The organism is Pseudomonas sp. DTU12.3 (genome assembly GCF_004124275.1).
GTDB lineage: Bacteria > Pseudomonadota > Gammaproteobacteria > Pseudomonadales > Pseudomonadaceae > Aquipseudomonas > Aquipseudomonas helmanticensis.
On sequence record NZ_CP027218.1, the window covers coordinates 5,888,181 to 5,913,454 of the forward strand.

23 protein-coding genes are annotated in these 25,274 nt (G+C 60.3%); 14 read left to right on the forward strand and 9 right to left on the reverse strand.

All coding sequences use genetic code 11. The annotated features are described in order from the left end of the window. Positions 1-11: 11 nt before the first annotated feature. Positions 12-899 carry an EamA family transporter RarD gene (rarD, locus tag C2E19_RS27150; RefSeq protein WP_129395798.1) on the forward strand — a complete coding sequence of 296 codons (888 nt, stop codon included), beginning with the start codon at positions 12-14 and terminating at the stop codon, positions 897-899. Positions 900-1,122: 223 nt separating this feature from the next. Here rarD and C2E19_RS27155 read toward each other — a convergent pair whose 3' ends face one another. Beyond that, positions 1,123-1,641, reverse strand: coding sequence for a glycine cleavage system protein R (locus C2E19_RS27155; protein ID WP_129395799.1), 519 nt, complete (start codon positions 1,639-1,641; stop codon positions 1,123-1,125). 677 nt (positions 1,642-2,318) lie between these two features. Between C2E19_RS27155 and C2E19_RS27160 the strand changes: the two genes are divergently transcribed. Next, on the forward strand, positions 2,319-4,496 hold the full coding sequence (locus C2E19_RS27160; RefSeq protein WP_129395800.1) for a malate synthase G: 2,178 nt from the start codon (positions 2,319-2,321) through the stop codon (positions 4,494-4,496). Between the two features lie 338 nt (positions 4,497-4,834). Here C2E19_RS27160 and C2E19_RS27165 read toward each other — a convergent pair whose 3' ends face one another. After that, positions 4,835-5,281: a response regulator gene (locus C2E19_RS27165; RefSeq protein ID WP_129395801.1), complete on the reverse strand. Its 447-nt coding sequence runs from the start codon at positions 5,279-5,281 to the stop codon at positions 4,835-4,837. 258 nt (positions 5,282-5,539) lie between these two features. Here C2E19_RS27165 and C2E19_RS27170 point away from each other — a divergent pair, with 258 nt between their 5' ends. The 8 genes from C2E19_RS27170 to C2E19_RS27205 all read left to right on the forward strand — a co-directional run bounded on the left by C2E19_RS27170 (position 5,540) and on the right by C2E19_RS27205 (position 14,842). Beyond that, positions 5,540-7,474, forward strand: coding sequence for a putative nucleotidyltransferase substrate binding domain-containing protein (locus C2E19_RS27170; protein WP_305955841.1), 1,935 nt, complete (start codon positions 5,540-5,542; stop codon positions 7,472-7,474). Beyond that, the gene (locus tag C2E19_RS27175) at positions 7,471-8,178 is read left to right on the forward strand and encodes a PolC-type DNA polymerase III (protein ID WP_129395803.1); all 708 of its coding nucleotides are present in this window, start codon (positions 7,471-7,473) and stop codon (positions 8,176-8,178) included. Before C2E19_RS27170 ends, C2E19_RS27175 begins: the two co-directional genes overlap by 4 nt. A gap of 338 nt (positions 8,179-8,516) precedes the next feature. Then, on the forward strand, positions 8,517-8,993 hold the full coding sequence (locus tag C2E19_RS27180) for an RNA polymerase sigma factor (protein WP_256661316.1): 477 nt from the start codon (positions 8,517-8,519) through the stop codon (positions 8,991-8,993). Next, positions 8,990-9,961, forward strand: coding sequence for a FecR domain-containing protein (locus C2E19_RS27185; RefSeq protein ID WP_129395805.1), 972 nt, complete (start codon positions 8,990-8,992; stop codon positions 9,959-9,961). The genes C2E19_RS27180 and C2E19_RS27185 overlap by 4 nt, the downstream gene beginning before the upstream one ends. Before the next feature lie 252 nt (positions 9,962-10,213). Continuing rightward, positions 10,214-12,652, forward strand: coding sequence for a TonB-dependent siderophore receptor (locus C2E19_RS27190; protein ID WP_129395806.1), 2,439 nt, complete (start codon positions 10,214-10,216; stop codon positions 12,650-12,652). Positions 12,653-12,726: 74 nt separating this feature from the next. Beyond that, positions 12,727-13,860 carry a PepSY domain-containing protein gene (locus tag C2E19_RS27195; protein ID WP_129395807.1) on the forward strand — a complete coding sequence of 378 codons (1,134 nt, stop codon included), beginning with the start codon at positions 12,727-12,729 and terminating at the stop codon, positions 13,858-13,860. Next, on the forward strand, positions 13,857-14,036 hold the full coding sequence (locus C2E19_RS27200) for a hypothetical protein (protein WP_129395808.1): 180 nt from the start codon (positions 13,857-13,859) through the stop codon (positions 14,034-14,036). Before C2E19_RS27195 ends, C2E19_RS27200 begins: the two co-directional genes overlap by 4 nt. 176 nt (positions 14,037-14,212) lie before the next feature. Beyond that, on the forward strand, positions 14,213-14,842 hold the full coding sequence (locus tag C2E19_RS27205; RefSeq protein ID WP_129395809.1) for a glutathione S-transferase: 630 nt from the start codon (positions 14,213-14,215) through the stop codon (positions 14,840-14,842). A 211-nt stretch (positions 14,843-15,053) separates the two neighbouring features. On the opposite strand, the gene creD is transcribed toward C2E19_RS27205, so the two are convergent. The 4 genes from creD to C2E19_RS27230 all read right to left on the reverse strand — a co-directional run bounded on the left by creD (position 15,054) and on the right by C2E19_RS27230 (position 19,267). After that, complete coding sequence (gene creD, locus C2E19_RS27215) at positions 15,054-16,421, reverse strand: cell envelope integrity protein CreD (protein ID WP_129395811.1); 1,368 nt, start codon at positions 16,419-16,421, stop codon at positions 15,054-15,056. Between the two features lie 171 nt (positions 16,422-16,592). Beyond that, positions 16,593-18,011, reverse strand: a complete 1,419-nt coding sequence (gene creC / locus C2E19_RS27220) for a two-component system sensor histidine kinase CreC (protein ID WP_129395812.1) — start codon at positions 18,009-18,011, stop codon at positions 16,593-16,595. After that, positions 18,011-18,691 carry a two-component system response regulator CreB gene (gene creB / locus C2E19_RS27225; protein ID WP_129395813.1) on the reverse strand — a complete coding sequence of 227 codons (681 nt, stop codon included), beginning with the start codon at positions 18,689-18,691 and terminating at the stop codon, positions 18,011-18,013. Before creB ends, creC begins: the two co-directional genes overlap by 1 nt. A 72-nt stretch (positions 18,692-18,763) precedes the next feature. After that, positions 18,764-19,267 (reverse strand): ATP-dependent zinc protease, encoded by a 504-nt coding sequence (locus tag C2E19_RS27230; RefSeq protein ID WP_053124525.1) that lies wholly within the window; start codon positions 19,265-19,267, stop codon positions 18,764-18,766. A gap of 281 nt (positions 19,268-19,548) precedes the next feature. Between C2E19_RS27230 and C2E19_RS27235 the strand changes: the two genes are divergently transcribed. Continuing rightward, positions 19,549-20,436 carry an acyltransferase gene (locus tag C2E19_RS27235; protein ID WP_129395814.1) on the forward strand — a complete coding sequence of 296 codons (888 nt, stop codon included), beginning with the start codon at positions 19,549-19,551 and terminating at the stop codon, positions 20,434-20,436. Position 20,437: 1 nt separating this feature from the next. Here C2E19_RS27235 and C2E19_RS27240 read toward each other — a convergent pair whose 3' ends face one another. Next, complete coding sequence (locus tag C2E19_RS27240; RefSeq protein WP_129395815.1) at positions 20,438-20,995, reverse strand: DUF2780 domain-containing protein; 558 nt, start codon at positions 20,993-20,995, stop codon at positions 20,438-20,440. Between the two features lie 148 nt (positions 20,996-21,143). Between C2E19_RS27240 and C2E19_RS27245 the strand changes: the two genes are divergently transcribed. The 3 genes from C2E19_RS27245 (at position 21,144) to C2E19_RS27255 (ending at position 22,973) form a co-directional block, all read left to right on the forward strand. Beyond that, positions 21,144-21,779, forward strand: a complete 636-nt coding sequence (locus C2E19_RS27245) for an RNA polymerase sigma factor (RefSeq protein ID WP_129395816.1) — start codon at positions 21,144-21,146, stop codon at positions 21,777-21,779. Beyond that, the gene (locus C2E19_RS27250) at positions 21,776-22,450 is read left to right on the forward strand and encodes an anti-sigma factor domain-containing protein (RefSeq protein ID WP_129395817.1); all 675 of its coding nucleotides are present in this window, start codon (positions 21,776-21,778) and stop codon (positions 22,448-22,450) included. Before C2E19_RS27245 ends, C2E19_RS27250 begins: the two co-directional genes overlap by 4 nt. A gap of 208 nt (positions 22,451-22,658) precedes the next feature. Next, positions 22,659-22,973: a hypothetical protein gene (locus C2E19_RS27255; RefSeq protein ID WP_129395818.1), complete on the forward strand. Its 315-nt coding sequence runs from the start codon at positions 22,659-22,661 to the stop codon at positions 22,971-22,973. Positions 22,974-23,030: 57 nt separating this feature from the next. On the opposite strand, the gene fdhA is transcribed toward C2E19_RS27255, so the two are convergent. Both fdhA and purU read right to left on the reverse strand, forming a co-directional pair. Next, positions 23,031-24,230: a formaldehyde dehydrogenase, glutathione-independent gene (gene fdhA / locus C2E19_RS27260; protein WP_008086916.1), complete on the reverse strand. Its 1,200-nt coding sequence runs from the start codon at positions 24,228-24,230 to the stop codon at positions 23,031-23,033. 153 nt (positions 24,231-24,383) lie between these two features. Next, positions 24,384-25,241 carry a formyltetrahydrofolate deformylase gene (gene purU / locus C2E19_RS27265; protein ID WP_008086918.1) on the reverse strand — a complete coding sequence of 286 codons (858 nt, stop codon included), beginning with the start codon at positions 25,239-25,241 and terminating at the stop codon, positions 24,384-24,386. Positions 25,242-25,274 lie beyond the last annotated feature (33 nt).

Consider the following 25,274-nt stretch of genomic DNA (forward strand, 5'->3'; position numbering starts at 1 on the left):
AAGGATTCTGCATGCAAGCCGCCAACCCGCGTCGCGGGTACATTCTGGGCCTGAGTGCCTACATCATCTGGGGCCTGTTCCCGATCTATTTCAAAGCCATTGCCGAGGTTCCGGCGGTCGAGATCATCATCCACCGGGTGTTGTGGTCGGCGTTGTTCGGCGCGCTGTTGCTGATGGTGTGGAAGCACCCGGGCTGGTTGCGCGAACTGCTCGACAACCCGAAACGCCTGGCGATCCTCGCGTTGAGCGGCACGTTGATCGCCGCCAACTGGCTGACTTATGTGTGGTCGGTGAACAACGGGCGCATGCTCGAAGCCAGCCTCGGTTACTACATCAACCCGCTGGTCAACGTGCTGTTGGGGATGTTGCTTCTTGGCGAGCGTCTGCGGCGGATGCAGTGGGTCGCAGTCGCCTTGGCGGCGGTGGGCGTGGCGCAGCAGGTGTGGCAGGTCGGCAGCTTGCCGTGGGTGTCGCTAGTGCTGGCGTTGACCTTCGGCTTCTACGGCCTGATCCGCAAGCAGGCGCCGGTCAAGGCGTTGCCGGGGCTGGTGGTGGAAACCTGGATGCTGGTGCCGATTGCCATTGCCTGGCTGCTCTTCAACCAGACCGCGACCAGCGCACAACCCGAGTTCTGGACCACGTCGCAAGCGTGGTGGCTGGTAGCCGCCGGGCCGGTCACCTTGGTTCCGTTGGTGTGCTTCAACGCCGCCACGCGACACTTGCCTTACACCACGATCGGCTTCCTGCAATACCTCGCACCGACACTGGTGCTGTTGCAAGCGGTGCTGCTGTTCGGTGAACACTTGTCGTCCAGCACACTGATCGCATTCATCTTCATCTGGGCCGGTCTGGCCGTTTACAGCGTCGACGCCGTGATCAGTTTGCGTCGCCGCGCCTGATCAGAAAACGTACAAACCTCTGCAGGCTACGGTTCTCGTGGCCTGCAACGTTCCTTCCCAAGGTTATCCACAGCGTGATCCCCGCCGTTTGTGTGCAAGTCACTGAATGTTGTCGGTTTTTTGATCAATTAGCGCAAAGCCACGGCCTGTATGGCGCTGCGGCTGGTCTCTACAGGTTATCCACAGGCAGGTGCACGTTAAAACTGGATAACCCGGACGGTGTTCAAAGGTCTGTGCGTAACACCAACTCGACCATTAGATCATCGGCCAGGGTTTCCAGGCGTGACTGCAAGACGTCGAGCGACAAGGTCAGCGGCACCGCGAGAATCGCCTCGGCGTGAAACAGCGGCTCGCTGCTCATCGGTGCCGGACGCACCTCAGTCACCAGCCGTTCGAGGTTGACGCCCTGCTCGCTCAACAGCCGCGTGATGTCGCGCACAATCCCCGGCCGGTCGTTGCCTACCAGTTCCATGGCGATCGGTTTCCAGGTACAGGACTGTTCGATACCGCTTTCGGCAATCAGCACGCGAATGCCATGCGTCGACAAGGCTTGTAGGGAATCGACTAATTCGTCGTAAGCCTCCGCCGGCACGCCCACCCGGAGAATCCCGGCGAACTGCCCGGCCATCCGCGACATCCGGCTTTCCAGCCAGTTTCCGCCATGGTCGGCAATGCATTGGGCAATGCGCTCGACCTGCCCGGGCTTGTCCGGGGCGAACACGGTGAGTACGAGATGGTCCATGGCGCCGCCCTCTTGTCATGACTTTTGTTATAGAAGGGCAAGTATAGGCAAGCACGTCAATTCAGCCCGACCCGACCTGCCTTGCTGAAAAACTGTGCCTGGGTTTGGGTTCGGGTTTGGGTATCAATTTGTGGCGAGGGGATTTATCCCCGTCCGGCTACGCAGCAGTCGTAAGCCCCGCCAATTCGGTTTATCTGCCAGAACGCTGGGGGCGGCTTCGCCACCCAACGGGGATAAATCCCCTCGCCACAAATCCACTCGCCATCAAGGTGCGCACCACAAAAACTGCGCCATAGCAGCCAAATAGTATTTATGTGTACAACTTTTGATATTTAGCTGGAACAATCCAATGGTTTTTTGAGAACATCCCGTTCCGCGATGTGACCGCAATGCGACATGAGGTCGCAGAACGACGTAATTAGTCTGATTTTCACAAGCGCAACTCATCATGTAGTATGCCGCAGCGCGCACTACATAACGCTGAATCGATGTCTGCCCAAGGCACGTTCGCAACCCTGAAAGCCCCGTCAGCAAGGCCCCAAGCCTTTGATTGGTCCCAGCCCAGCCGCCAGCAATGGCATGTACTGGTCGGCAGGTTTGTGGTTTAAATGGCCAGAGGCTTCATTGTCAAATTGAAGAGCTGAAAAGCGAAATAGCTGAGCAGAGTGAGGCAAGCAATGACTGAACACGTTCAAGTCGGTGGCCTGCAGGTCGCCAAAGTCCTGTTCGACTTCGTGAACAACGAAGCCATTCCCGGTACCGGCCTCACCGCCGACAAATTCTGGGAAGGTGCCGACAAGGTCATTCATGACCTGGCGCCGAAGAACAAAGCCCTACTCGCCAAACGCGATGACTTCCAGGCACGCATTGACGCCTGGCATCAGGAACGCAACGGTCAGGCGCACGACGCCGTAGCCTACAAAGCGTTCCTGCAAGAAATCGGTTATCTGCTGCCAGAAGCGGCTGATTTCCAGGCAACGACACAAAACGTCGATGATGAAATCGCCCGTACCGCCGGCCCGCAACTCGTTGTGCCGGTGATGAACGCCCGCTTCGCTCTCAATGCCTCGAATGCCCGTTGGGGTTCGCTGTATGACGCCCTCTACGGCACCGACGCGATCAGCGAAGACGGTGGCGCGGAAAAAGGCAAAGGCTACAACAAGGTGCGTGGCGACAAAGTCATTGCCTTCGCCCGTGCCTTCCTCGACGAAGCCGCGCCATTGGCCGCTGGCTCCCACGTTGATTCGACCGGCTACAAAATCGCTGACGGCAAACTGCTGGTCACCCTCAAGGATGGCAGCAACGCTGGCCTGCGCGACAATGCGCAACTGATCGGTTTCCAGGGCGACGCCAACGCGCCAATCGCGATCCTGCTGAAACACAACGGTCTGCATTTCGAAATCCAGGTCGACGCCACCACCCCGGTTGGCCAGACCGATGCGGCCGGCGTCAAGGACATCCTGATGGAAGCGGCCCTGACCACCATCATGGACTGCGAAGACTCCGTGGCGGCCGTCGATGCCGACGACAAAGTGGTGATCTACCGCAACTGGCTCGGCCTGATGAAGGGCGACCTCTCGGAATCCGTGTCCAAGGGCGGCCAGACCTTCACCCGCACCATGAATCCGGATCGTACCTACGCCGCGCCGAATGGCGGTGAAGTGACGCTGCACGGTCGTTCACTGTTGTTCGTGCGTAACGTTGGCCATCTGATGACCATCGACGCGATTCTCGACAAAGACGGTAACGAAGTGCCGGAAGGCATCCTCGACGGTCTGGTCACTTGCCTCGCGGCGATGCACAACCTCAACGGCAACACCTCGCGTCGTAACACCCGCACCGGTTCGGTCTACATTGTTAAACCGAAGATGCACGGCCCGGAAGAAGCGGCGTTCACCAACGAGCTGTTCGGTCGCATCGAAGACGTGTTGGGCCTTACGCGCAACACGCTGAAAGTCGGGATCATGGACGAGGAACGCCGTACCACGGTCAACCTCAAGGCCTGCATCAAGGCAGCCAGCGAGCGCGTGGTGTTCATCAACACCGGTTTCCTCGACCGCACCGGCGACGAAATTCACACCTCCATGGAGGCCGGCCCGGTTGTGCGCAAGGCCGACATGAAGGCAGAGAAGTGGATCGGCGCCTACGAAAACTGGAACGTCGATATCGGTCTGAGCACCGGCCTGCAAGGTCGCGCGCAAATCGGTAAAGGCATGTGGGCAATGCCCGACCTGATGGCGGCGATGCTTGAGCAGAAAATCGCTCACCCGCTGGCCGGCGCCAACACCGCTTGGGTTCCTTCGCCGACTGCCGCAGCACTGCACGCGCTGCACTACCACAAGGTCGACGTGTTCGCCCGTCAGGCCGAACTGGCCAAACGTGCTCGCGCTTCGGTCGACGACATCCTGACCATCCCGCTGGCGGTCAACCCGAACTGGACGCCAGAGCAGATCAAGAACGAACTGGACAACAATGCCCAGGGCATTCTCGGTTACGTGGTGCGCTGGATCGACCAGGGTGTGGGTTGCTCGAAAGTGCCGGACATCAATGACGTCGGCCTGATGGAAGACCGTGCCACGCTGCGTATCTCCAGCCAACACATCGCCAACTGGCTGCGCCACGGTGTGGTCACCGAAGCGCAAGTGATGGAAAGCCTCAAGCGCATGGCGCCGGTGGTGGATCGTCAAAACGCCAACGACCCGCTGTACCGTCCGCTGGCACCGAACTTCGACAGCAACATCGCCTTCCAGGCGGCGGTCGAACTGGTGATCGAAGGCACCAAGCAGCCGAACGGTTACACCGAGCCGGTGTTGCACCGTCGTCGTCGCGAGTTCAAGGCGGCTAACGGTCTGTAAATTTGTGTAGATGTGAAAAAGCCCTGGTCGAGAGATCAGGGCTTTTTTGTTTGTGCGGTTTGGGCTGTATTTGTGGTGGGCTTGAGATCGATCCCCCTCACCCCAGCCCTCTTCCCACGGGGGCGAAGGGGAAAGGGAGCAGATCTATATGCTTTTCAAAATCTGAGTTCGGCTCAGGAATTGCCAAGGGTTGAGGGGCAAGGGAGCTGATCTTGGTGCTTTTCAAAACCTGAGTTCGACTGGGAATCTCAAGTCGGTGTACCTCGAACATCCACCGCGGTCAGTCCCCTCTCCCTCCGGGCGGTCCGACGTTTCGGGAGGGCTAGGGTGAGGGGCTTCTAAAGCTCAATCCCCAATTCATGTTTCACCAATGCCAACAACTTGCCCGTATCAATCGGCTTGAGCAGAAAATCCACCACGCTCAAATGCATCGCCGCAATTGCGTCTTTCACATCGGCATCGCCCGAGACAATGATGATCGGCATCGCCGCCCGCACCGACTCGCGCACCTGGCGAATCAGATCCAGGCCATCGACATTGCCCATGCGCAGATCGGTGATCACCAGGCCGATCGAAGGTTTCTCGGCGAGCATCTTCAGTGCCGTTTCGCCACTGGCCGCGGTCATGCAACGAATGCCGTCCAACGCGAGAATCTCCGATAGCAGTTCCCGCGCATCCTTGTCGTCATCGACGATCAGGACACGTTGCGGCGGCAGATCGGGTTCGAGCATCACTGCGCTGAGCGCTTCACGCTCGGCATCGCTCAAAATATCGTGGTCGGACATAGCGTTCTCTAAGTGTGCAAATCAATCACCTGGCATGTGGTCAGACATCGCTGGGCAGAGCTTCAATGTGCACTTCGTCGGATTTTTTTCCAAGGGGGTAACTGCGGGAATTTCCGACTGTTTGCGTAGGGCATCTCCGAAACTGCGCCAATGGTGGCAAAACCTAGACTTACGTCCAATGGGCACCCTGCGCGCAGGGGTCGACCATGGCCGCAACGATCCGACAACAACAATTCAAAAAAGACTGCGGTAATGGTTATGAGTAAAGCGGACGCCTTCACCCAGGCAGGGAAAACCGCGGTATTGCAGAACATTCAGGGCACCCTGCAATTCCTCCAGCGCTTCCCGCCCTTCAATCAGATGGAACACGCTCACCTGGCTTATCTGGTGGAGCAATGTCAGCTGCGGTTCTACGGTCAGGGCGAGAGCATCATCAAACCCACCGACGGCCCGGTCGAACACTTCTATGTCGTCAAGCAAGGCCGGGTGGTCGGCGAACGCCAGCACATCACCAAACCTGGCACCGAGACCACGTTTGAAATCACTACCGGCGAATGTTTTCCGCTGGCCGCATTGCTCGGCGAACGCGCGACGCGCACCGAGCACCTGGCCGGCGAAGACACCTTCTGCCTGCAACTGAACAAACTGGCGTTCATCAAGTTATTCGCGCTCTCCAACAGCTTCCGTGATTTCGCCTTGCGCGGGGTCAGCAGCCTGCTCGATCAGGTCAATCAGCAAGTGCAGCAGAAAGCCGTGGAAACCCTCGGCACCCAATACTCGCTGAACACCCGCCTCGGCGAACTGGCGATGCGTCACCCGGTGACGTGCAGCCCGCAAACGCCACTGCGCGAAGCGGTGAAGCTGATGCACGAGCAACAGGTCGGCAGCATCGTCGTCGTGGATCAGCACAAGGCGCCGCTGGGGATTTTCACCCTGCGTGATTTGCGCCATGTCGTGGCTGAAGGCATCGGCGATTTCGGCGAAGCCATCGAACGCCACATGACCCACGCGCCCTTCTACCTTTCACCGGACCACAGCGCCTTCGATGCGGCGATTGCCATGACCGAACGGCACATCGCCCACGTCTGCCTGGTCAAGGATCAGCGTTTGTGCGGCGTGGTCTCGGAGCGTGATCTGTTCTCGCTGCAACGGGTCGATCTGGTGCATCTGGCGCGGACCATTCGCAGCGCGCAACGCGTCGAACAACTGGTGAGCCTGCGCGGCGAGATCGGCCAACTGGTCGAACGCATGCTCGCTCACGGCGCGTCTTCGACGCAGATCACCCACATCATCACCCTGCTCAACGACCACACCGTGTGCCGGGTGATCGAACTGACCCTCGCCGAAAAAGGCGACCCCGGTGTGCCGTTCAGTTGGCTGTGTTTCGGCAGTGAAGGCCGCCGCGAGCAGACGCTGCACACCGATCAGGATAACGGCATTCTGTTCGATGCCCGCGATGCCGCGCATGCGGCGGAGATCCGCGGCAAGCTGCTGCCGATTGCCCAACAGATCAATCAGAGCCTGGCGCTGTGCGGCTTCACCCTGTGCAAGGGCAACATCATGGCCGGCAACCCTGAGCTGTGCTTGTCGCGGGCGGAATGGGCACGGCGCTTTGCGGCGTTTATTCGTGAGGCGACGCCTGAAAATCTTCTTGGGTCGAGCATCTATTTCGATCTGCGCGTGGTCTGGGGCGATGAAACGAGCTGCGAACAACTGCGCCGGGGCATTCTTGACCAAGTCGGCGACAACCGTTTGTTCCAGCGCATGATGGCCGAGAATGCCTTGCGCAATCGTCCGCCGGTGGGGCGTTTCCGCGAGTTCGTGCTGGCGCGCAAGAATGGCGAGAAAGCCACGTTGGATCTCAAGGTACAGGGGCTGACGCCGTTCGTGGATGGCGCGCGACTGCTGGCGCTGGCCAATGGCATCGATACCAACAACACCCTCGAACGCTTCCGTCAGTTGGTCGAAAAAGAAGTGATCGAGCGGCTGGATGGCGCAGCGTATGAAGAGGCCTATCACTTTATTCAGCAAACGCGCATGCAACAACATCAACTGCAGACGCGGGAAAACCTGCCCTACTCCAACCGTGTCGACCCCGACAGCCTCAACCATCTGGACCGGCGCATCCTGCGTGAATCCCTGCGTCAGGCTCAACGCCTGCAAAGCAGCCTGACCTTGCGGTATCAGCTATGAGTCTGTTTTCGTGGCTGCGCCCGGCGAGTGCGGTGGTGCCGGTGGATTTCCAGCAGCGTCTGGCTCAGTTGCCGACGATTACACCGCTCAGCGAATGCACGCTGCGCGAACAGCGCTGGGTGGTGCTGGATCTGGAAACCACCGGGCTCAACCTGAACAAGGATCGTGTGCTGTCGATTGGCGCGGTGGTGATCGAGGACGGCGCGATCGATTTCAGTCAGCAGTTCGAGCGGACGCTGCAATGCCGGGAACTGAAGCTCAGCCCCAGCGTGTTGATTCACGGGCTGGGGCCGAATGCGATTGCGGCGGGTAGTGAGCCGGCCGAAGCATTGCTGGAGTTCATGGAGTTTGTCGGTGACAGCCCGGTATTGGCGTTTCATGCGCCGTTCGATCAGCACATGCTCGGGCGCGCGTTGAAAGAGCATCTGGGGCACAAGTTGCAGCAGGTGTTTCTGGATGTCGCCGACATTGCACCGCTGGTGTGTCCGCAGGCGCACATTCGTGAGGCCGGACTGGATGAGTGGATCGACTGGTTCAAGCTTGAGGTGTTCGAGCGGCATAACGCGAGTGCCGATGCGCTGGCGACGGCGGAACTGGCACTGATTCTGTTCAGCCGGGCGCGGGGGCAGCAGATTCATAGTCCGTTGAATTTGCAGCAGCGGTTGAGTCAGTGGAAGCGGCGGCAGCAGGCGCCTTCTTTTTAGAAGCACCCTCACCCCAGCCCTCTCCCCGAGGGAGAGGGAGCCGACCGCGTCGCCTGAAGACTTGCATCGACCTGAAAAAACGAGTCGATTATGGATTCACTAAAGATCGCTCAGGTCGGTGTATCTCCTGAATATCCCTCAATCGGTCCCCTCTCCCTCCGGGAGAGGGCTAGGGTGAGGGTGAGGGCCCGCCTTTAAACGCCCACCTGACCAGTGGCCAATTGCTAACCATTCCCACCTCTGCCAGAATCGCGAACAATTCGCGTTAGTTAACATTTCCCAATCGGTGATGTCCGGTGTCGTCAGTCCCAAGCCCTCACAGTCAGCTCGTCGGTGCGATGTATCGCGACCATCGCGGTTGGCTGCTGGCATGGCTGCGGCGCAATGTGGCCTGTCCGCAACGCGCCGAAGACTTGAGCCAGGACACTTTCGTGCGCCTGCTCGGCCGCGATGAATTGCTGACGCCCCGCGAGCCACGGGCCTTTCTGGTGGCGATCGCCAAAGGCCTGCTGTTCGACTATTTCCGTCGCGCCGCGCTGGAACAGGCCTACCTCACCGAATTGATGCTGATCCCTGAAGGCGAACAACCTTCTATAGAAGAACAGCAACTGATCCTCGAAGACCTCAAGGCCATCGACCGCTTGCTCGGCAAACTGTCGACCAAGGCCCGCGCCGCTTTCCTGTACAACCGCCTTGATGGCCTCGGCCATGCCGAAATCGCCGAGAAGCTCGGTGTTTCGGTGCCGCGCGTGCGTCAGTATCTGGCGCAAGGCATTCGTCAGTGCTACATCGCCCTGTACGGTGAGCCGACATGAGTCCCGCCAGTTCCCGCCCCGTACCGGCGCATGTGCTGGACGCGGCAATTGCCTGGCAACTGACCCTCGATTCGAGCAGCCCGCTGGAACGCGAAGAGTTCGCCAAATGGCACGCGGCGCATGAAGAACACGCGCGCGCCTGGCGTCAGTTGGGCATGCTCGATCAGCGCTTCAGCGTGGCCAAAGGGCCGGCGCGCAGTGCCTTGTTGCAATCGCGCGAGGGCATTCGCCGGCGCGTGCGCAGGCTTGGCAGCGGTTTGGCCAGCGTCGTCGTGGTCATCGGCCTGGGCCTGTTCCTGAGTGAGCGTTATCTGCCGCTGGATTACTGGCTCGCCGATCAGCGCACAGCCACCGGCGAACAACGCACCCTGCACCTTGCCGACGGTACCGTGCTCAACCTCAACACCCACAGCGCGGTGGATGTGCGTTTCGATGACAAGCGCCGGCTGATCGTTTTGCAGGAAGGCGAGATTCTCGTCGAAACCGGTCATGGCGATGCGCGGCCGTTTATCGTCGAAACCCGCGAGGGCAGCATGCGCGCCCTCGGCACGCGGTTCCTGGTCAAGCGCGAGGAAGATGGCACGCGTCTGAGCGTATTGCAGTCGGCGGTGGCGGCACACACGCAAACGAACCCTGAAGAACAGATCCTCCGTGAAGGCCAGCAAGTGCTGCTGCGCAGCGACGGGCTGGACCCGATTGTCGCGCTCAATCCCGGCGCCGACGCGTGGACGCGCGGCATGCTGGTGGTCGACAACGCGCGGCTGGGCGATCTGGTGCATGAACTCGGGCGTTATCGACGCGGGCACCTGGGCGTCACGTCGGACGTGGCTGATCTGCGGATTACCGGCAGCTTCCCGCTGCATGACACCGATAAAGCGCTGAACGCCCTGCTGCCGACCCTGCCGGTGCAGATCGAGCAGCACACACCTTATTGGGTGACTGTCGCAAAGGCCGAGCCAAAACCCTGAGACTGGTGCAAACCTGTGGCGAGGGGGCTTGCCCCCGTTGGGCTGCGCAGCGGCCCCGTCTTTTCCTGATCGCTCGCGGACGACGACTGCGTCGCCGAACGGGGGCAAGCCCCCTCGCCACAGAGAAGAAAATTGGCCTTCAGGGGATTCGAGTTTCAGTTAATCGAAATTATTTTCATCCAGCCCTATCACTTTTCGAGTTTCATCCGGCACACAGGCAATTGAGAAATATTTCCATTCAGGAGCCGCCGTATGTCCCGTTCGCTAGACACCTTGTTGCGCCCCAGCCTGCTGGCCGTCGCCATTGCTCTCAGCACGCCGCTGATCAGCAGCCCGTTGCTCGCCGCTGAACAAGCGTCCAGCGTTCGCGCCTACAACCTGCCTGCCGCGCCGCTGTCGACCACGCTCAACCAGATCGCCAGCCAGGGCGGCCTCGCGCTGTCGCTGAACCCGGCGCTTGCAGCCGGCAAGACCTCGGCACCGGTGAGCGGTCAGTACGATGCGGCCGGCGCCTTGCGTGCAGCCCTGCGTGGCACCGGTCTGCAACTGGAACAAAGCAACGCCGGCACTTACAGCCTGGTCGCCGTGCCTGAAGGTACGCTGGCCCTGCCGGAGACTTCGGTCATCGGCGTGGAAAACAGCGAAACCGCCTGGAGCCCGGTCGAGGGCTATACCGCCACCCGCACCGCCGCCGGCACCAAGACCGACACCGCGCTGGTCGAAGCTCCCCGCTCGATCTCGGTTGCGACGCGCCAGCAAATGGAAGATCGTGGCGTGCACAGCCTCGACGACGCCGTGCGCTACATGCCGGGCATCACCGCCAGCAGCTACGGCAGCGACACCCGCATCGACTGGCTGCGCGTGCGCGGTTTCGAGCCGACCCAGTTCCTCGATGGCCTGCCGCTGCCACGCGGTGTCTACGCCAACCCGAAACCGGAAACCTGGAACCTCGATCGCCTCGCCCTGCTGCGTGGCCCGGCCTCGTCGGTGTACGGCCAGACCCCGCCAGGCGGTTTGCTCGACATGGTCAGCCGCCGCCCAAGTGCTGAAGCCAGCAGCGAGATCCAGTTGCAGTACGGCAGCGACAACCACCGCCAGATCAACTTCGCCAGCACCGGCAAGATCGATGACGCCGGTCAGTTCCTGTATGGCATCAGCGGCGTCGTGCGCGACAGCGATACGCAGATCGACCACATCGAAAACAAGCGCTACAACATCGCGCCGAGCCTGACCTGGAACATCGACGACGACACCAAGCTGACCTTGCTCACGCAGTTCACCCGCGACGATACCGGTGTTACCAGCCAGTTCTACCCGATCCAGGGCACCAAGATCGACATGCCGTTCGGCAAGATCTCCCACCACAAGAACCTCGGTGATCCTGACTACGACTACTACGACCGCACCTACTACGCGCTCGGTTATGCCTTCGAACATCGCCTGAATGACGTCTGGCAGTTCAAGCAGAACCTGCGTTACACCAAGTCGGATCTGGCCTTCCAGACCGTCACCGTCAATAGCTACAACCCGTCGTTCGCCGGGTTCACCGTCGACGATCAGGGCAACGTCGGTCGCGGCACCACCAACGTCGATGAAGACATCAGCCAGTTCGCCGTGGACAACAACTTCCAGGCTGACTTCGCCACCGGCGACATCCGCCACACGCTGCTGCTGGGTCTCGATCATCAACGCAGCAACACCAACTACACCTCGATCTTTGGCTCCGCGCCGGACATCAACGTCAACAACCCGATCTACGGCCAGACCATCGTGCGTCCACCGCGCTCCAGCGCGTTTTACGATTACGACCAGAAGACCACCCAGACCGGTCTCTACGTGCAGGATCAGATGGCCCTCGACCAGTGGCGCCTGACCCTCGGCGGGCGTGAAGACTGGGTGCACACCAGCACGCAGTTCATCAACAAGGGCGACGCCACCAACACTCAGCGTGACAAAGCGTTCAGCGGCAACGCGGCGATCAGCTACGTGTTCGACTCGGGTTTTGTGCCATACCTGTCGTACGCCGAATCGTTCCAGCCAACCAGCGGCGCTGACGCGACCTCGACCGACTCGTTCAAGCCGACCGAAGGCAAGCAGTGGGAAATGGGCATCAAGTACCAGCCACCGGGCAGCAAAACCCTGCTCAGCGCTGCGGTGTATGACCTGACCCAGAAGAACGTCTCGGTCAACAGCATCGTCAACAACGTGACGATCACCAGCCAGACCGGCGAAGTGAAAGTCAAAGGCCTGGAGCTGGAAGCGGTCTCCGACGTGACCGATAACCTGAAAGTCATCGCCGCCTACACCCTGGCCAAGTCCGAGGTGCAGAAAGGCGTCGACAAGGGCAATCGCCTGCAACTGATGCCGAACCAGCAAGCCTCGCTGTGGACCGACTACACCTGGCACACCGGCCTACTCGACGGCTTCGGCATCGGCGGCGGCGTGCGCTACACCGGCAACACCTACGGAGACAAAGGCAACACCTGGCTGGGCAAGGCTGACGCCTACACCGTGTTCGACGCGGCCATGCATTACGACCTCGGCCGTCTGGACAACAGCCTCAAAGGTGCGTCGCTGGCAGTCAACGCGACCAACCTGTTCGACAAGGACTACATTTCCACCTGCGACGGTTTCTACTGCTACTACGGCGACCAGCGCAGCGTCGTCGCCAGTGCCACTTACAAGTGGTAAGCAACTGAGCTGAAACAGGCCCTGTGACCAGGCCGTCCCTCGTGGACGGCTTTGGTGTTTTTGAAGGTCATGAAATGAAAAGTAAAACAATTCGTCGCTGGTCGCTTATCCACACCTGGACCAGTCTGATCTGCACCGTGTTTTTGCTGATGCTGGCGTTGACCGGTTTGCCACTGATTTTCCATCACGAGATCGAGCACCTGCTCGGCGATGCCCCCGAAGTGCGTGAGATGCCCGCCGACACGCCGCGGCTGAATCTGGCGCAACTGGTCGAGGCCGCAGAAAAACATCGCCCGGATGAAGTCGTGCAGTACTTCGGCTTCGACGACGACGATGAGCCGAATGCCGTGCTGACGATCATGGCGAAAACTGCCGGCACCGAGCCGAACTCCTCGCACACCTTCATGCTCGATGCGCGCACTGGTGAAGCGCTGGAAACCCCGTCGGCCAACGGCGGCTTGATGCTGTTCATCCTGCGCCTGCATGTCGACATGTTCGCCGGGCTGCCGGGCAAGTTGCTGCTGGCGTTCATGGGTTTGCTGTTTGTCGTGGCCATCGTGTCCGGGACGGTGCTGTATTTGCCGTTCATGCGCCGGCTGAAATTCGGCACCGTGCGCCAGGACAAATCCACCCGGTTGCGCTGGCTCGATCTGCATAACCTGATCGGCGTGGTCACGCTGACGTGGGCGCTGGTCGTCGGCGTCACCGGTGTGATCAGCGCCTGCGCCGACCTGTTGATCGCCGCCTGGCGCAACGATGCACTGACTGCGCTGATCGAGCCTTATCGCGATGCCCCGCCGCTGACCCATCTGGCGCCGGCCACGCGTTTGCTCGACATCGCCGCCGAAGTTGCACCGGGCATGAAGCCGGATTTCATTGCCTTCCCCGGCACGCGGTTTTCCAGCGAGCATCATTACTCGGTGTTCATGAAGGGCGGCACGCATCTGACTTCGCACTTGTTGACGCCGGTGTTGATCGACGCCACTACCCTGAAGGTCACGGCGGTGGCCGAGCGGCCTTGGTACATGGACGCCATGGGCATGTCGCAGCCGCTGCACTTCGGTGACTACGGCGGCATGCCAATGAAAATCCTCTGGGCCACGCTCGATGTGCTGACCATCATCGTTCTTGGCAGTGGCGTGTATCTGTGGGTGGTGCGGCGCAAGGCCGCCAAGCCTGTGCCGGAACCGGCGGAGGCCTCTGCATGAAGCCGCGTCAGTCGAATTTCTGGAAAGTCTTCAGCACGCCGATCGTGATTGCGTTGCTGAGTGCGGCGGGGTTGTTTGCGGCGTTGCTGGGGGACGGAGTCTGGGATGCGTTGAGCTGGGTCGGGCTGGGTGTTCCGGCGGTTCTGGCGATACGAGGTTTTCTGCCGCGAAGCTGAAAAACCTTTGTAGGAGTGAGCCTGCTCGCGATAACGGTGGGTCAGCCAACATTGATGTTGAATGTTATTGCGCTATCGCGAGCAGGCTCACTCCTACATTGGGTCCGGCGTCAGGCTTGAGCTCGTGCGCTGACGCGCTATGCTGCTCCCTCATCGTTCTGATCGAGACCCTGCCAATGTCCGCCCCCAGCATGACCCTGTACCACAACACGCTTTCCCCGTTCGTACGCAAAGTGATGGTGCTGCTGCACGAGACCGGCCAGCAGGATCGCGTCGCGTTGCAAGACTGTGTGCTCAGCCCGGTCAGCCCGAGTGCCGAGCTCAACGCCGACAATCCGCTGGGCAAGATTCCGGCCCTGCGCCTGGCCGATGGCAACGTCATCCATGACAGCCGCGTGATCCTCGAATACCTCGACCACCAACACGTCGGTAACCCGTTGATTCCGCGTGAAGGCGCGGCGCGCTGGCGTCGTCTGACTCTGGCCTCGATGGCTGACGGGATCATGGACGCCTCGGTGATGGTGCGTTATGAACAAGTCCTGCGCGCCCCGGAAAAACACTGGGATGAATGGCTCGATGCACAACGCGAGAAGATCCGCCGCGCCCTGAATCTGTTGGAAAACGATGCAATCGCCGAGCTGACCAGCCACTTCGATGTGGCCGCGATCAGCGTGGCGTGTGCGCTCGGTTACCTCGACCTGCGCTTCCCGGACCTGGGCTGGCGCGAGGCTAATCCGCAACTGGCCAACTGGTTCTTTGAAGTGAGTCAGCGAGCGTCCATGATCGCGACGATGCCCAAGCCTTAGTTTTTGGGTGCCTGTTCCGGCCTCTTCGCGAGCAAGCCCGCTCCCACAGTTGATTTTTGTTGTTCATGCCATGGTCGCAGCAACAAAAATCCAATGTGGGAGCGGGCTTGCTCGCGAATGCACCACTTCGGTTCCACAGGCAGAAACCCAATAATCCGCGTCACCAACTCATCCTTCCACCGCTGATCCTCGCGCAACCCCAACGACCGGCTCACTCCACCACCCCGATATCAAACACCAACGGCTTGGCCGGTTTCTGGCCGATCCCGTACCAATCCAGTTTGCGCGTCAGCACCATGAACACCCCGAGCAAACCGAACAGCAACAACGAGCCCATCAACAGCGCGTAATCCTCGGCACTCAGCAACCCATACAGCAGGCCATACAACGCCGCCAACCCCGCCGAAAAACTCAAGCCGTGGCGCACACTGTGCAACACGTGGCAGACATAAAAGCCGATCAACAACACACAACCACTGGCCGACAGCAGATACGCGAGGGCGAAGCCGATATGCTCGGACAACGACAGCAACAACAGATAAAAGAACGCCAGCGCGACACCGACCAACGCGTACTGCACCGGGTGCACCGCCAGGCTCTTGAGCACTTCGAAGAGGAAGAAACCGGCGAACGTCAGGACGATGAACAGCAAGGCATATTTGATCGCCCGGTCACTCTTCAGATACTGATCCACCGGGTCGATGAAACTCACCCCGAAACTGCGCCCGTTGAACGCCTCGCAGTCGCCTAGCACGCAGCGCTCCATCGCCTCTTGCAGGTTGGTGGAGAAAAACGAAGTCTGCCAATCGGCGCTGAAACCCTGATCGTTGATCTCGCGCTTGGCCGGCAGAAAGTTGCCGACGAAACTCGGATGCGGCCAGTTGGCGGCGAGGCTGACGCTGCTGGTCTTGCCCACCGGCAACACCTGCAACGAACCCGTGCCCTGCAGGCGCAGGTCGAAAGCGAAGGCCATTTCCACAGGTTTGCTGGTGTCGAGCACTGGCAGTGCTACCCGCACACCTTGACCGAGCCAGCCGACCTCGGTGCCTGGCACAAAGTCCAGGCGCTGACCGTCGAGTTCCAGTTTCAGCGCGTTTTCGATCCCGCGAATATCGCTGATGCCCACGGCGAGAAACGGCGCGTCGAACTGGTAGTCGGCGAAGTTTTCCTTGATGCCCAACTGGGCTGGCAACGAGAAATGCCCATTGATACGATTATCCGCGTGGAACAGCCGCGCCTCGTAAATGCCACGCTTGCGCAGCTCGGTTTGCACCTGCCCGTCGAGTTCGAAACGCTCCGGCAAGAAATACAGACGTCCGCGCTCTTCGCCGATGTCTTCATAACGCTGATTGGTTTTTTCGTTGGTTTTCCACGTGCGTACCACCTTGCGATACGGCACCACCATCACCGGCCCGCTCAGTTGCTGGCTGTAACTGGAACTGCGGGCAATGTCTTCGAGTACGCCGTCGCGTAGCTGCTGACGCTCGCCGATGACGCCGTCGATCATCAGCAACGGGATCAACAGCAGCAGGATCAGCAGAGCAATGGCGCCGAGCTTTATTGTCAGATTCTTGTTCATGGGACTCTCCCTGTTTGGACGGGCAGAGTCTGGTGATTGGGTGTGGGGGGAATGTGGGGAGATTGTGGAGTTTGTGTGGGGATCAAAAGATCGCAGCCTTCGGCAGCTCCTACAGGGGAACGCATTCCAAACTGTGGGAGCGGGCTTGCTCGCGAAGGCCGTGCCTCGGTTTCAAGGCAAACGCAATGTCACTTCAACACCGTTCTCGACATTGCGAATCCGCATCACCCCACCATGCAACTTGACCACTTCTTCAACGAAGTTAAGCCCCAGCCCTGTGCTTTTGCGGCCGCTGTCGTGACGCGGCAGCGAGTAAAAACGCTCGGTCAAACGCGGCAAGGCGTAATCGGGAATCGGCGCAGTTTCATTGAACAGACGAAACTCGATCTGCTCGTCAACCCGCTCGGCAATGAAACGCAAGCCCCCCTCCCGAGGGGTGAAATCGAGGGCATTCTCCAGCAGATTGCCCAGCGCCTGGCGCAACAGAAACGGCTCGCCCGTCAACAGCAGATCCGCCGCAATCATCTGCTCGATCCGCAGCTGTTTACCTTCAATCCGCGCGGCCTGCGCCTGCAACAACTCATCCACCAACACCGCCAGTGGCACCGCGACCCGTTCTTCCAGGCCTTGGCGTTGTTCGACTTGCGCCAGATTCAGCAACCGCTCGATCAACTGCTGCATCCGCGCGCTTTCACTGTCGATGTTGCCGACAAAACGCAGGCGCTGAACTGGCTGCATTTCCCCTTGCAACAACTCGGCGGCGCCACGAATCGCTGCCAGCGGGCTCTTCAATTCATGGGTCAGCGTGTGCACATAACGCTCGACGTAGGCCTTGCCTTCCAGTTGCGTGCGCATCTGCTCCACAGCGGTGGCGAGTTGTTTCAGTTCACCGCCGCGATAATGCGGCACTTCCACCCGCCGACCTTCGCTGATGGCCTGGGCGTAACCGGTCAAACGATGCAGCGCACGGCTCAGCCACCACGACAGTAATGCACCGAAGAGCAGACCGAGGCCGATCAGACCAGCGCCGTAAAACAGCAAGCGCCGCTCGGTGCGATCGACATAAGGCTGCAATGAACTGTTGGGCTTGGCCACGGTGACCACGCCGATGATTTTGCCATTATCGCGAATCGGCGCGCCGACGTGCATGACCGAAGAGTTGGCGTCATTCGGATCGCTGCGGCTCGAGCGCGCACCGTACTCACCGCGCAGGGTCAGGTAGACGTCGTTCCAGCGCGAGTAATCCTGACCAACCGCCACCCCGCTGGAGTCGAGGACGACGATGCCCTTGGCGTCAGTTACGTAGATGCGGTGGTTGACCTGATTTTTCGGCAAGCCCCAGATCGTCGCTTGCGGCTGGCGTTCGCCATAGGCGCGCAGCAACTGCGGCCAGCGATTCTCGCTGAGGGTGCCGGCCTTGAAGTCGTCACGAAGGATTTCCGCCATCAGGTTCGCGGTGTCCACCAGGGTTTCTTCGGTGGACTGACGCACGCCGGGACGGATTTCTTCCATCACCGTATTGAGCACGAAATAACCGGTGAGGCCGACAAACAGCACATACACCAGAAATATCCGCAGGCCCAGCGACATCAGCTATGCCCCGGACTGTAGCTGTAGCCGAGGCCGCGATGGGTCTGGATCGGCTCGGCGGCGGCACGCACCAGCCGCAGCTTGGCGCGCAGGCTCTTGATGTGGCTGTCGATGCTGCGCTCGTAACCGGCATCGGCCGCCACACCCAGCGCGTCGAGCAATTGTTCGCGGCTGAACACCCGCTCGGGTTGTTCGAGCAGGCATTGCAGCAGACGGAATTCGTGGCGGGTCAGGCTCAGCGGCTGGCCTCGATAGCTGATCTGCACACGCTCGGGATCAATGCGAAACAGCGCCGAAGCGGCCTCGATGGCGGGACGTGGCGCCATGCGTTTGAGGATGGCCTTGACCCGCGCCGCGACTTCGCGCGGGCTGAACGGCTTGACCACGTAGTCGTCGGCGCCGATCTCCAGCCCGACCACGCGATCGATCTCGGCATCACGGGCGCTGAGGAACAGCACCGGCACTTCGCTGAAACGCCGCAGTTGCTTGCAGGTCTCGAAACCGCTGATGTCCGGCAGGCCGATGTCGAGGATGATCAGATCGGCCGGGGTCTGCCGCTGATGCTCCAGCGCCGCCGCGCCAAGGCTCAGCCACGTGGTGCTGAAACCCTCGCCCTGCAAGGCAAAAATCAGCGTGTCGGCAATCGCCGCTTCGTCTTCGACAATCAGGATATGAGGCATGGCGTCCGAGCCCGTGGTTGAGTGCGCGAACGGTGCCCCAAGCCTGACGTTACGTCAATGAGACCACTTGGCTCAGCAGTCCGGTTTGTCAGCCGTGAAGCGCCGCGCCGGGTTGACTGCCGCACCGAACTCGCGCAAGGCTTTGGCACCGATCAGCAGCGGATAATTGAAGTTGCTGCGGTCGGTCAGGTTGACCTCTACGGTACGCTTGACGTCGCCCAGGCACAGCTCCAGGTCGACCACCGGGCGCTTGGCGACTTCGGTGCTTTCGCCCTCGTCCTCTTCATCCGAGCGGCTCTTGATCTTGCTGATCCGCGCGACCTTGTGTTCGTAAACCTTGTTGCTGGCGTCCTTGGTGCCGAGGCGGAAACGCACCCAATCCTCGCCATCGCGGGTGAAGGTCTCGATGTCCTTGGCCGACAGCGAGGCAGTCAGGGCGCCGGTGTCCATCTTGGCCTTGAGCACTTCGCCGCCGATTTCCGGCAGCGCGATGTATTCGTAGCGCCCGTACAGGGTCGGCTCGGCGGCCATGACTGGCAGGGCGACGAGGGCAAACAGTGCAAGGAGGGATTTCACGTAAAGGGCTTCCTTGGAAAATGAGGGCGGCAGACGCGAGATTTTAGACACCCAGTAAGTAATTCGTTCGCCTTAATCCGTCTTCGCGAGCAAGCCCGCTCCCACAGGGGCACGCATTTCCAAATGTGGGAGCGGGCTTGCTCGCGAAGAGGCCATCACATTCAACACAATATCTGGCACCAGCATACCCAGCCAAAAGTGAAACATTCGTCACCACTGATTTGGCCTGCCGCGCGAAGCTGCTTATCATGGCGCGCCCATCCGTTTGCAAAGAGTTGCTTATGCGCCGCCTGCTCACCGGCTGTTTCGTTACCCTGCTGCTGTTGCTCAACACCCTGATCCTGATCGGGCCGTTGCTGGTGTTTGCCCTGCTCAAACTGGTCGCCCCGGGCCGCTGGCGCGACTATGCGTCGTCGGCGGTGATGTGGATCGCCGAGACCTGGGCCGAGATCGACAAGCTGATTTTCCGCCTGTGCATCCCCACTCAGTGGGACATTCGCGGTGGCGAGGATCTGCGCGGTGACACCTCGTATCTGGTGGTCAGCAACCACCAATCGTGGGTCGACATCCCGGCACTGATCCAGACGCTGAACCGGCGCACGCCGTTCTTCAAATTCTTCCTCAAGAAAGAACTGATCTGGGTACCGTTTCTGGGGCTGGCGTGGTGGGCGCTGGATTACCCGTTCATGAAGCGCTACACCAAGGCCTTTCTGGCGAAGAACCCCGAGCTGGCGGGCAAGGATCTGGAGATCACGAAACAGGCCTGCGAGCTGTTCAAGCGACAGCCGGTGACCGTGGTGAATTATCTGGAAGGCACGCGCTACACGGCGGCGAAAAGCGCCGAGCAACAATCACCGTTCAACCACTTGCTCAAGCCCAAGGCTGGCGGCGTGGCGTTTGTCTTGGCGGCGATGGGTGAACAGCTGGATGCGATTCTCGATGTCACGGTGGTTTATCCACAAGAGAAAATTCCAGGCTTCTGGGATTTGATCAGCGGCGCCGTGCCGCGCGTGATCATCGACATCCAGACCCGCGAACTCGATCCGGCGCTGTGGCAGGGCGATTACGAGAACGATCCGGCGTTTCGCCAGACGGTCCAGAACTGGGTCAACCAGCTCTGGAACGACAAGGATCGACGCATCGCCGAACTGCGCAGCGAGCGGCGCTGAATCAGCTACCGGTGCCGGCGCCCCAGATGCTGCCAAGGCTTTGCAGCAGCGGGCCGCCGACGCCTTGGTCACCCAGATACTTGAGCAACACCGGGGCAAACTGGCCGACCATGCCGCTGTCCATGCCCAACGCGCCGAAGGCGTTGTTCAGGTCACTGGTGTTCTTGACGTTGCCCAGTGCGTTTTCCAGACCGGCCGACTTGCCCGACGAACCCAACAACCCGCTCAACGCTGCCAGGTTGCCGCTACCACCCGACAGCTTGTCGATGCCCGGCACTTCTTTGGCCAACTGCGAATAATCGGTGCTGCTCAACTGGTTCTTGGCCAGGCCAAGCATTGCACTGGTGCCGCCGACGGCTTGCTGAGGGGTAACACCCAGACCGGTGACCGCTTGCAGCAGGCCAGCGGTTTCCGAGGTCGGTGCCGCAGCAGTGGCCGCGTTGCCGCCCTGCATGCTTGAAGCTGCCTTGGTCACATCGTCCAGGCTGAAACCGGCAAACACCGGGCTGGCCGCAAGGGTCATCAGCGAAGCCATGGCAATACCGCGTGAAATCTTCATTCAGACATCCTCTTGCGCTGTGAAAACCGTCCGTCGATGGACGATAAAACTGCCGGTTTGACCGGGGACTCACGGGCATGTTCCTCGCCTGCGCATCCATTTTCATCATACCCACGTATATGAATCGTGAAACCCTGGAATTGCCGCGATGAATGGCACAACCGCTATCGCTGAACTAGCCTGTGAACAGCCCGAGCTGCGCCCTTATCGCCCGACATTTGCCTGGAGAGTCGCTATTTCCACCGCCGACACCGATCAGTTGCGACAGCTGTTGGCCCAGTGTTCACTGGGTGACCGTCGCGCCTTCGAAACCCTCTACCGCAGCGTCGGCCCGCGCCTGCATGGCGTGGCCCTGCGTTTCATGGGCCGCGCGGATCTGGCTGAAGAAGTGTTGCAGGAAGCCTTCGTGCGCATCTGGAACAACGCCTCGCGCTATCAAGCGCACTTGTCGGCGCCGCTGACCTGGATGATCAACATCACCCGCAATCAAGCCATCGACCAGTTGCGCAAACAGCGCGAGCGCCCGCTGACCGATCTGGAACAGGACGCGCTGCCGGACGCCAGTCCTTCGGCTCACGAACAACTGGACAGCGCCCGTGAGGCTCATGCGTTGAACCGTTGCCTGGAAACGCTTGAAAGCATGCAGCGCCAGTCGATCACTGTGGCCTACTTTCAGGGATTGTCGTGTACAGAACTCGCCGAACACCTGGCCACGCCACTGGGAACGGTGAAATCGTGGATCCGCCGTGGCATGGAACGTCTGCGCCGGTGCCTTGAATCATGAACTACCAGACCCCCGCCCTGCGCCGCGCCCTCGCCGCCGATTACGCCATCGGCCTGATGCCTGCGCCTGCACGTCGACGTTTTGAACAATTGCTGCTGGATGACGCTGCGTTGCGTGCCGAACTGGCGCAGTGGCAGGAAGCGCTGGTCAGCCTCACCGAGTCCTTGCCGGAACATCCGGTGCCGGACCGCGTGTGGAACGGCATCACCGCGCGCATCGAACCGCAAGTACTGCATGTCCCCGAGAAACGTCCGTTCTGGAATTGGCTACGACTCACGGCGGCAGCTTGCTCGATTGTCGCGCTGGTGTTCCTCGGTTCGCTGTACAACCGCGACGACACCCGCTACAGCGCCACCCTGCTGACCGCCGATGCGCAACCGGCACTGAAGGTCGAGGCCCATGCCGAGTACTTGCAAGTCGAGCCGCTGACACTGGCCGCCGTCGCGCCTGATCGCAGTCTGGAACTGTGGGCAATTCCCGCCGACGGCAAACCGATCTCGCTGGGTGTGATCCCGGCGGGTGGCAAGGGCAAGGTCGAGTTGAGCGAGGCGCAGAAAGCCTTGATCGGGAAGCCGATTGCTTTGGCGGTAAGTCTGGAGCCGAAGGGCGGTTCGCCGACCGGGCAGCCGACGGGGCCGGTGCTGTATCAGGGGGCGTTGGCGGCTCTCTGATTGCATAAAGTCAAAAGATCGCAGCCTTCGGCAGCTCCTACCGGGATCGATGTAGGAGCTGCCGAAGGCTGCGATCTTTTAGGCCCTTTAGTTGCACGCCATGTGAATCGATATTTCAAAACGAACTATAAACCTGTCAGATCTGACAGTAGGCGACAACCATCATCCACGCGAGTATTGCGGCTCCCATTTATGTAACGGAGTACAAATGATGAAGCTGAAAGTTATCACGGGTGTCCTGATGAGTCTGGCCATGATGAGTACCGCCTATGCCGCTACTTGCCCGACAGTCTCGGTGAGCCAATCTCAAGACGCCGAAGATCTCACCTTCACTTCCGCACGCCTTAAAGACAAAGACACACCCAAATCGGTGGTTATTTGCCGGTATGAAGGCAAGGGCGATCGCGGCGCCTCGATCAGTTATCGAAACGAGACCCCGGTTAAAGCCACCGGGAGCAACTGGAAAGGTGATGACTGTGCTACTGCTGACGGTGACGCCAGCAAATGCTCGTTCAAAGAATAAAAACCAACGTAAAAAAAGGGCAACCCGACAGGTTGCCCTTTTTCATGGGAGCGAAACTTACGCCGCACTAAACAATTTGTGCGGATCGATCACAAACTTCTTCGGCACGCCCGCATCGAACTCGCCGTACCCTTCCGGCGCCTGATCGAGGCTGATCACCTGCACGCCCACCACTTCGGCAATGTTGATGCGATCCCACATGATCGCCTGCATCAGTTGGCGGTTGTACTTCATCACTGGGGTCTGGCCGGTGTGGAAGCTGTGCGACTTGGCCCAGCCCAGACCGAAGCGAATGCTCAGGCTGCCCATTTTCGCGGCAGCGTCCACGGCACCCGGATCTTCGGTGACGTACAGACCTGGAATACCGATCTTGCCGGCAACACGCACCACGCCCATCAACGAGTTGAGTACTGTGGCCGGTGCTTCCGATTTGGCACCGTCATGGCCGTGGCCTCGGGCTTCGAAACCGACGCAGTCCACCGCGCAATCCACTTCTGGCTCGCCCAACAGCGCGGCGATCTGTTCGTGCAGCGGTGCATCTTTCGACAGATCGACGATTTCAAAACCCTGGGCCTTGGCGTGGGCCAGGCGGATGGTGTTGACGTCGCCGATGATCACCACCGCCGCGCCGAGCAGACGCGCGGAAGCGGCAGCGGCCAGACCGACCGGGCCGGCGCCGGCAATGTACACGGTGCTGCCCGGGCCGACGCCCGCTGTCACGGCGCCGTGGTAACCGGTCGGGAGGATGTCGGAGAGGCAAGTCAGGTCGCGGATTTTCTCCATGGCCTTGTCGCGATCCGGCAGCTTCAGCAGGTTGAAGTCGGCGTACGGCACCAGCACGTATTCGGCCTGGCCACCGGTCCAGTCGCCCATGTCGACGTAGCCGTAAGCGCCGCCGGCACGGGCCGGGTTGACGGTCAGGCAGACGCCGGTGTGTTGCTCTTTGCAGGAACGGCAGCGCCCGCATGCAACGTTGAACGGTACGGAAACCAAATCACCGATTTTCAGGTTTTCGACGTCGGAGCCTTTTTCGATCACCTCGCCGGTGATTTCGTGGCCCAGCACCAGACCGGTCTGCGCCGTGGTACGGCCGCGCACCATGTGTTGGTCGGAGCCGCAGATGTTGGTGGAAACCACTTTGAGAATGACCCCGTGCTCGATCTTGCGACCGCGCGGGTCCTGCATTTTCGGATAGTCGATTTTCTGTACTTCGACCTTGCCAGCGCCGAGATACACCACACCACGATTGCCAGACATGCTTTCACCTCGCTGTTGTTTTTATGGAACCGCGTTGCCCAGGCAGGCAGCGCGTTAAATGCTCGGTAAATCAAAAGATCGCAGCCTTCGGCAGCTCCTACATGAATCGCATCCCCCTGTAGGAGCTGCCAAAGGCTGCGATCTTTTAGCGATCTAGAGAACGACGGTGCGATTGGCGTTCAGGAACACGCGCCGCTCAATGTGATAACCCACGGCCCGCGCCAGTGTCAGGCCTTCAATATCGCGCCCCTTGGCAATCAAATCCTCAGGGTAATGACTGTGATCCACCGCCTCGACGCCTTGGGCAATGATCGGCCCTTCATCGAGGTCGTTATTGATGTAATGCGCCGTCGCGCCGACCAGTTTCACGCCCTTGTTATAAGCCTGGTGATACGGCTTGGCGCCCTTGAAACCCGGCAGCAACGAGTGATGAATGTTGATCGCCTTGCCATCGAGCTTGCGGCACAGCTCCGGCGACAGCACCTGCATGTAGCGGGCGAGAATCACCAGTTCGGCCCCGGACTCTTCGATCACCTGCCACACCTGACGCTCCTGCGACGGCTTGTCGTTGGGGTCGAGGGGGAAATGGTAGTAGGGAATCTGGTGCCAGTCGGCCAGCGGCTTGAGGTCAGGATGGTTGGAAACTACCGCCGCGACGTCCATCGACAATTGGCCGATGCGCTGGCGGTAGAGCAAGTCGTTGAGGCAGTGATCGGCCTTGGAGACCATGATCACCACTTTTGGCCGGTAGTTCGGCGCCGTCAGTTCGAAGATCATGCCGAAGGCCTGGCCACGTTCGGCCAAGCCGGCGCGGAAGGATTGTTCGTCGAAACCGTCAGGCTGACGGAATTCCACGCGGATGAAAAAACGCCCGGAGAGGCGGTCATCGAACGAATGGTGCTCGGTGACGTAGCAACCCTGCTCGAACAGAAAACGCGTCACCGCGTCCACGGTGCCGAGGACGCTGGGGCAGTCGGCGGTCAGAATCCATGTGTCTGGGGCGCGGCTCATGGTGCGGTGACTCCTGTTCTTGTGCGGGGTGTC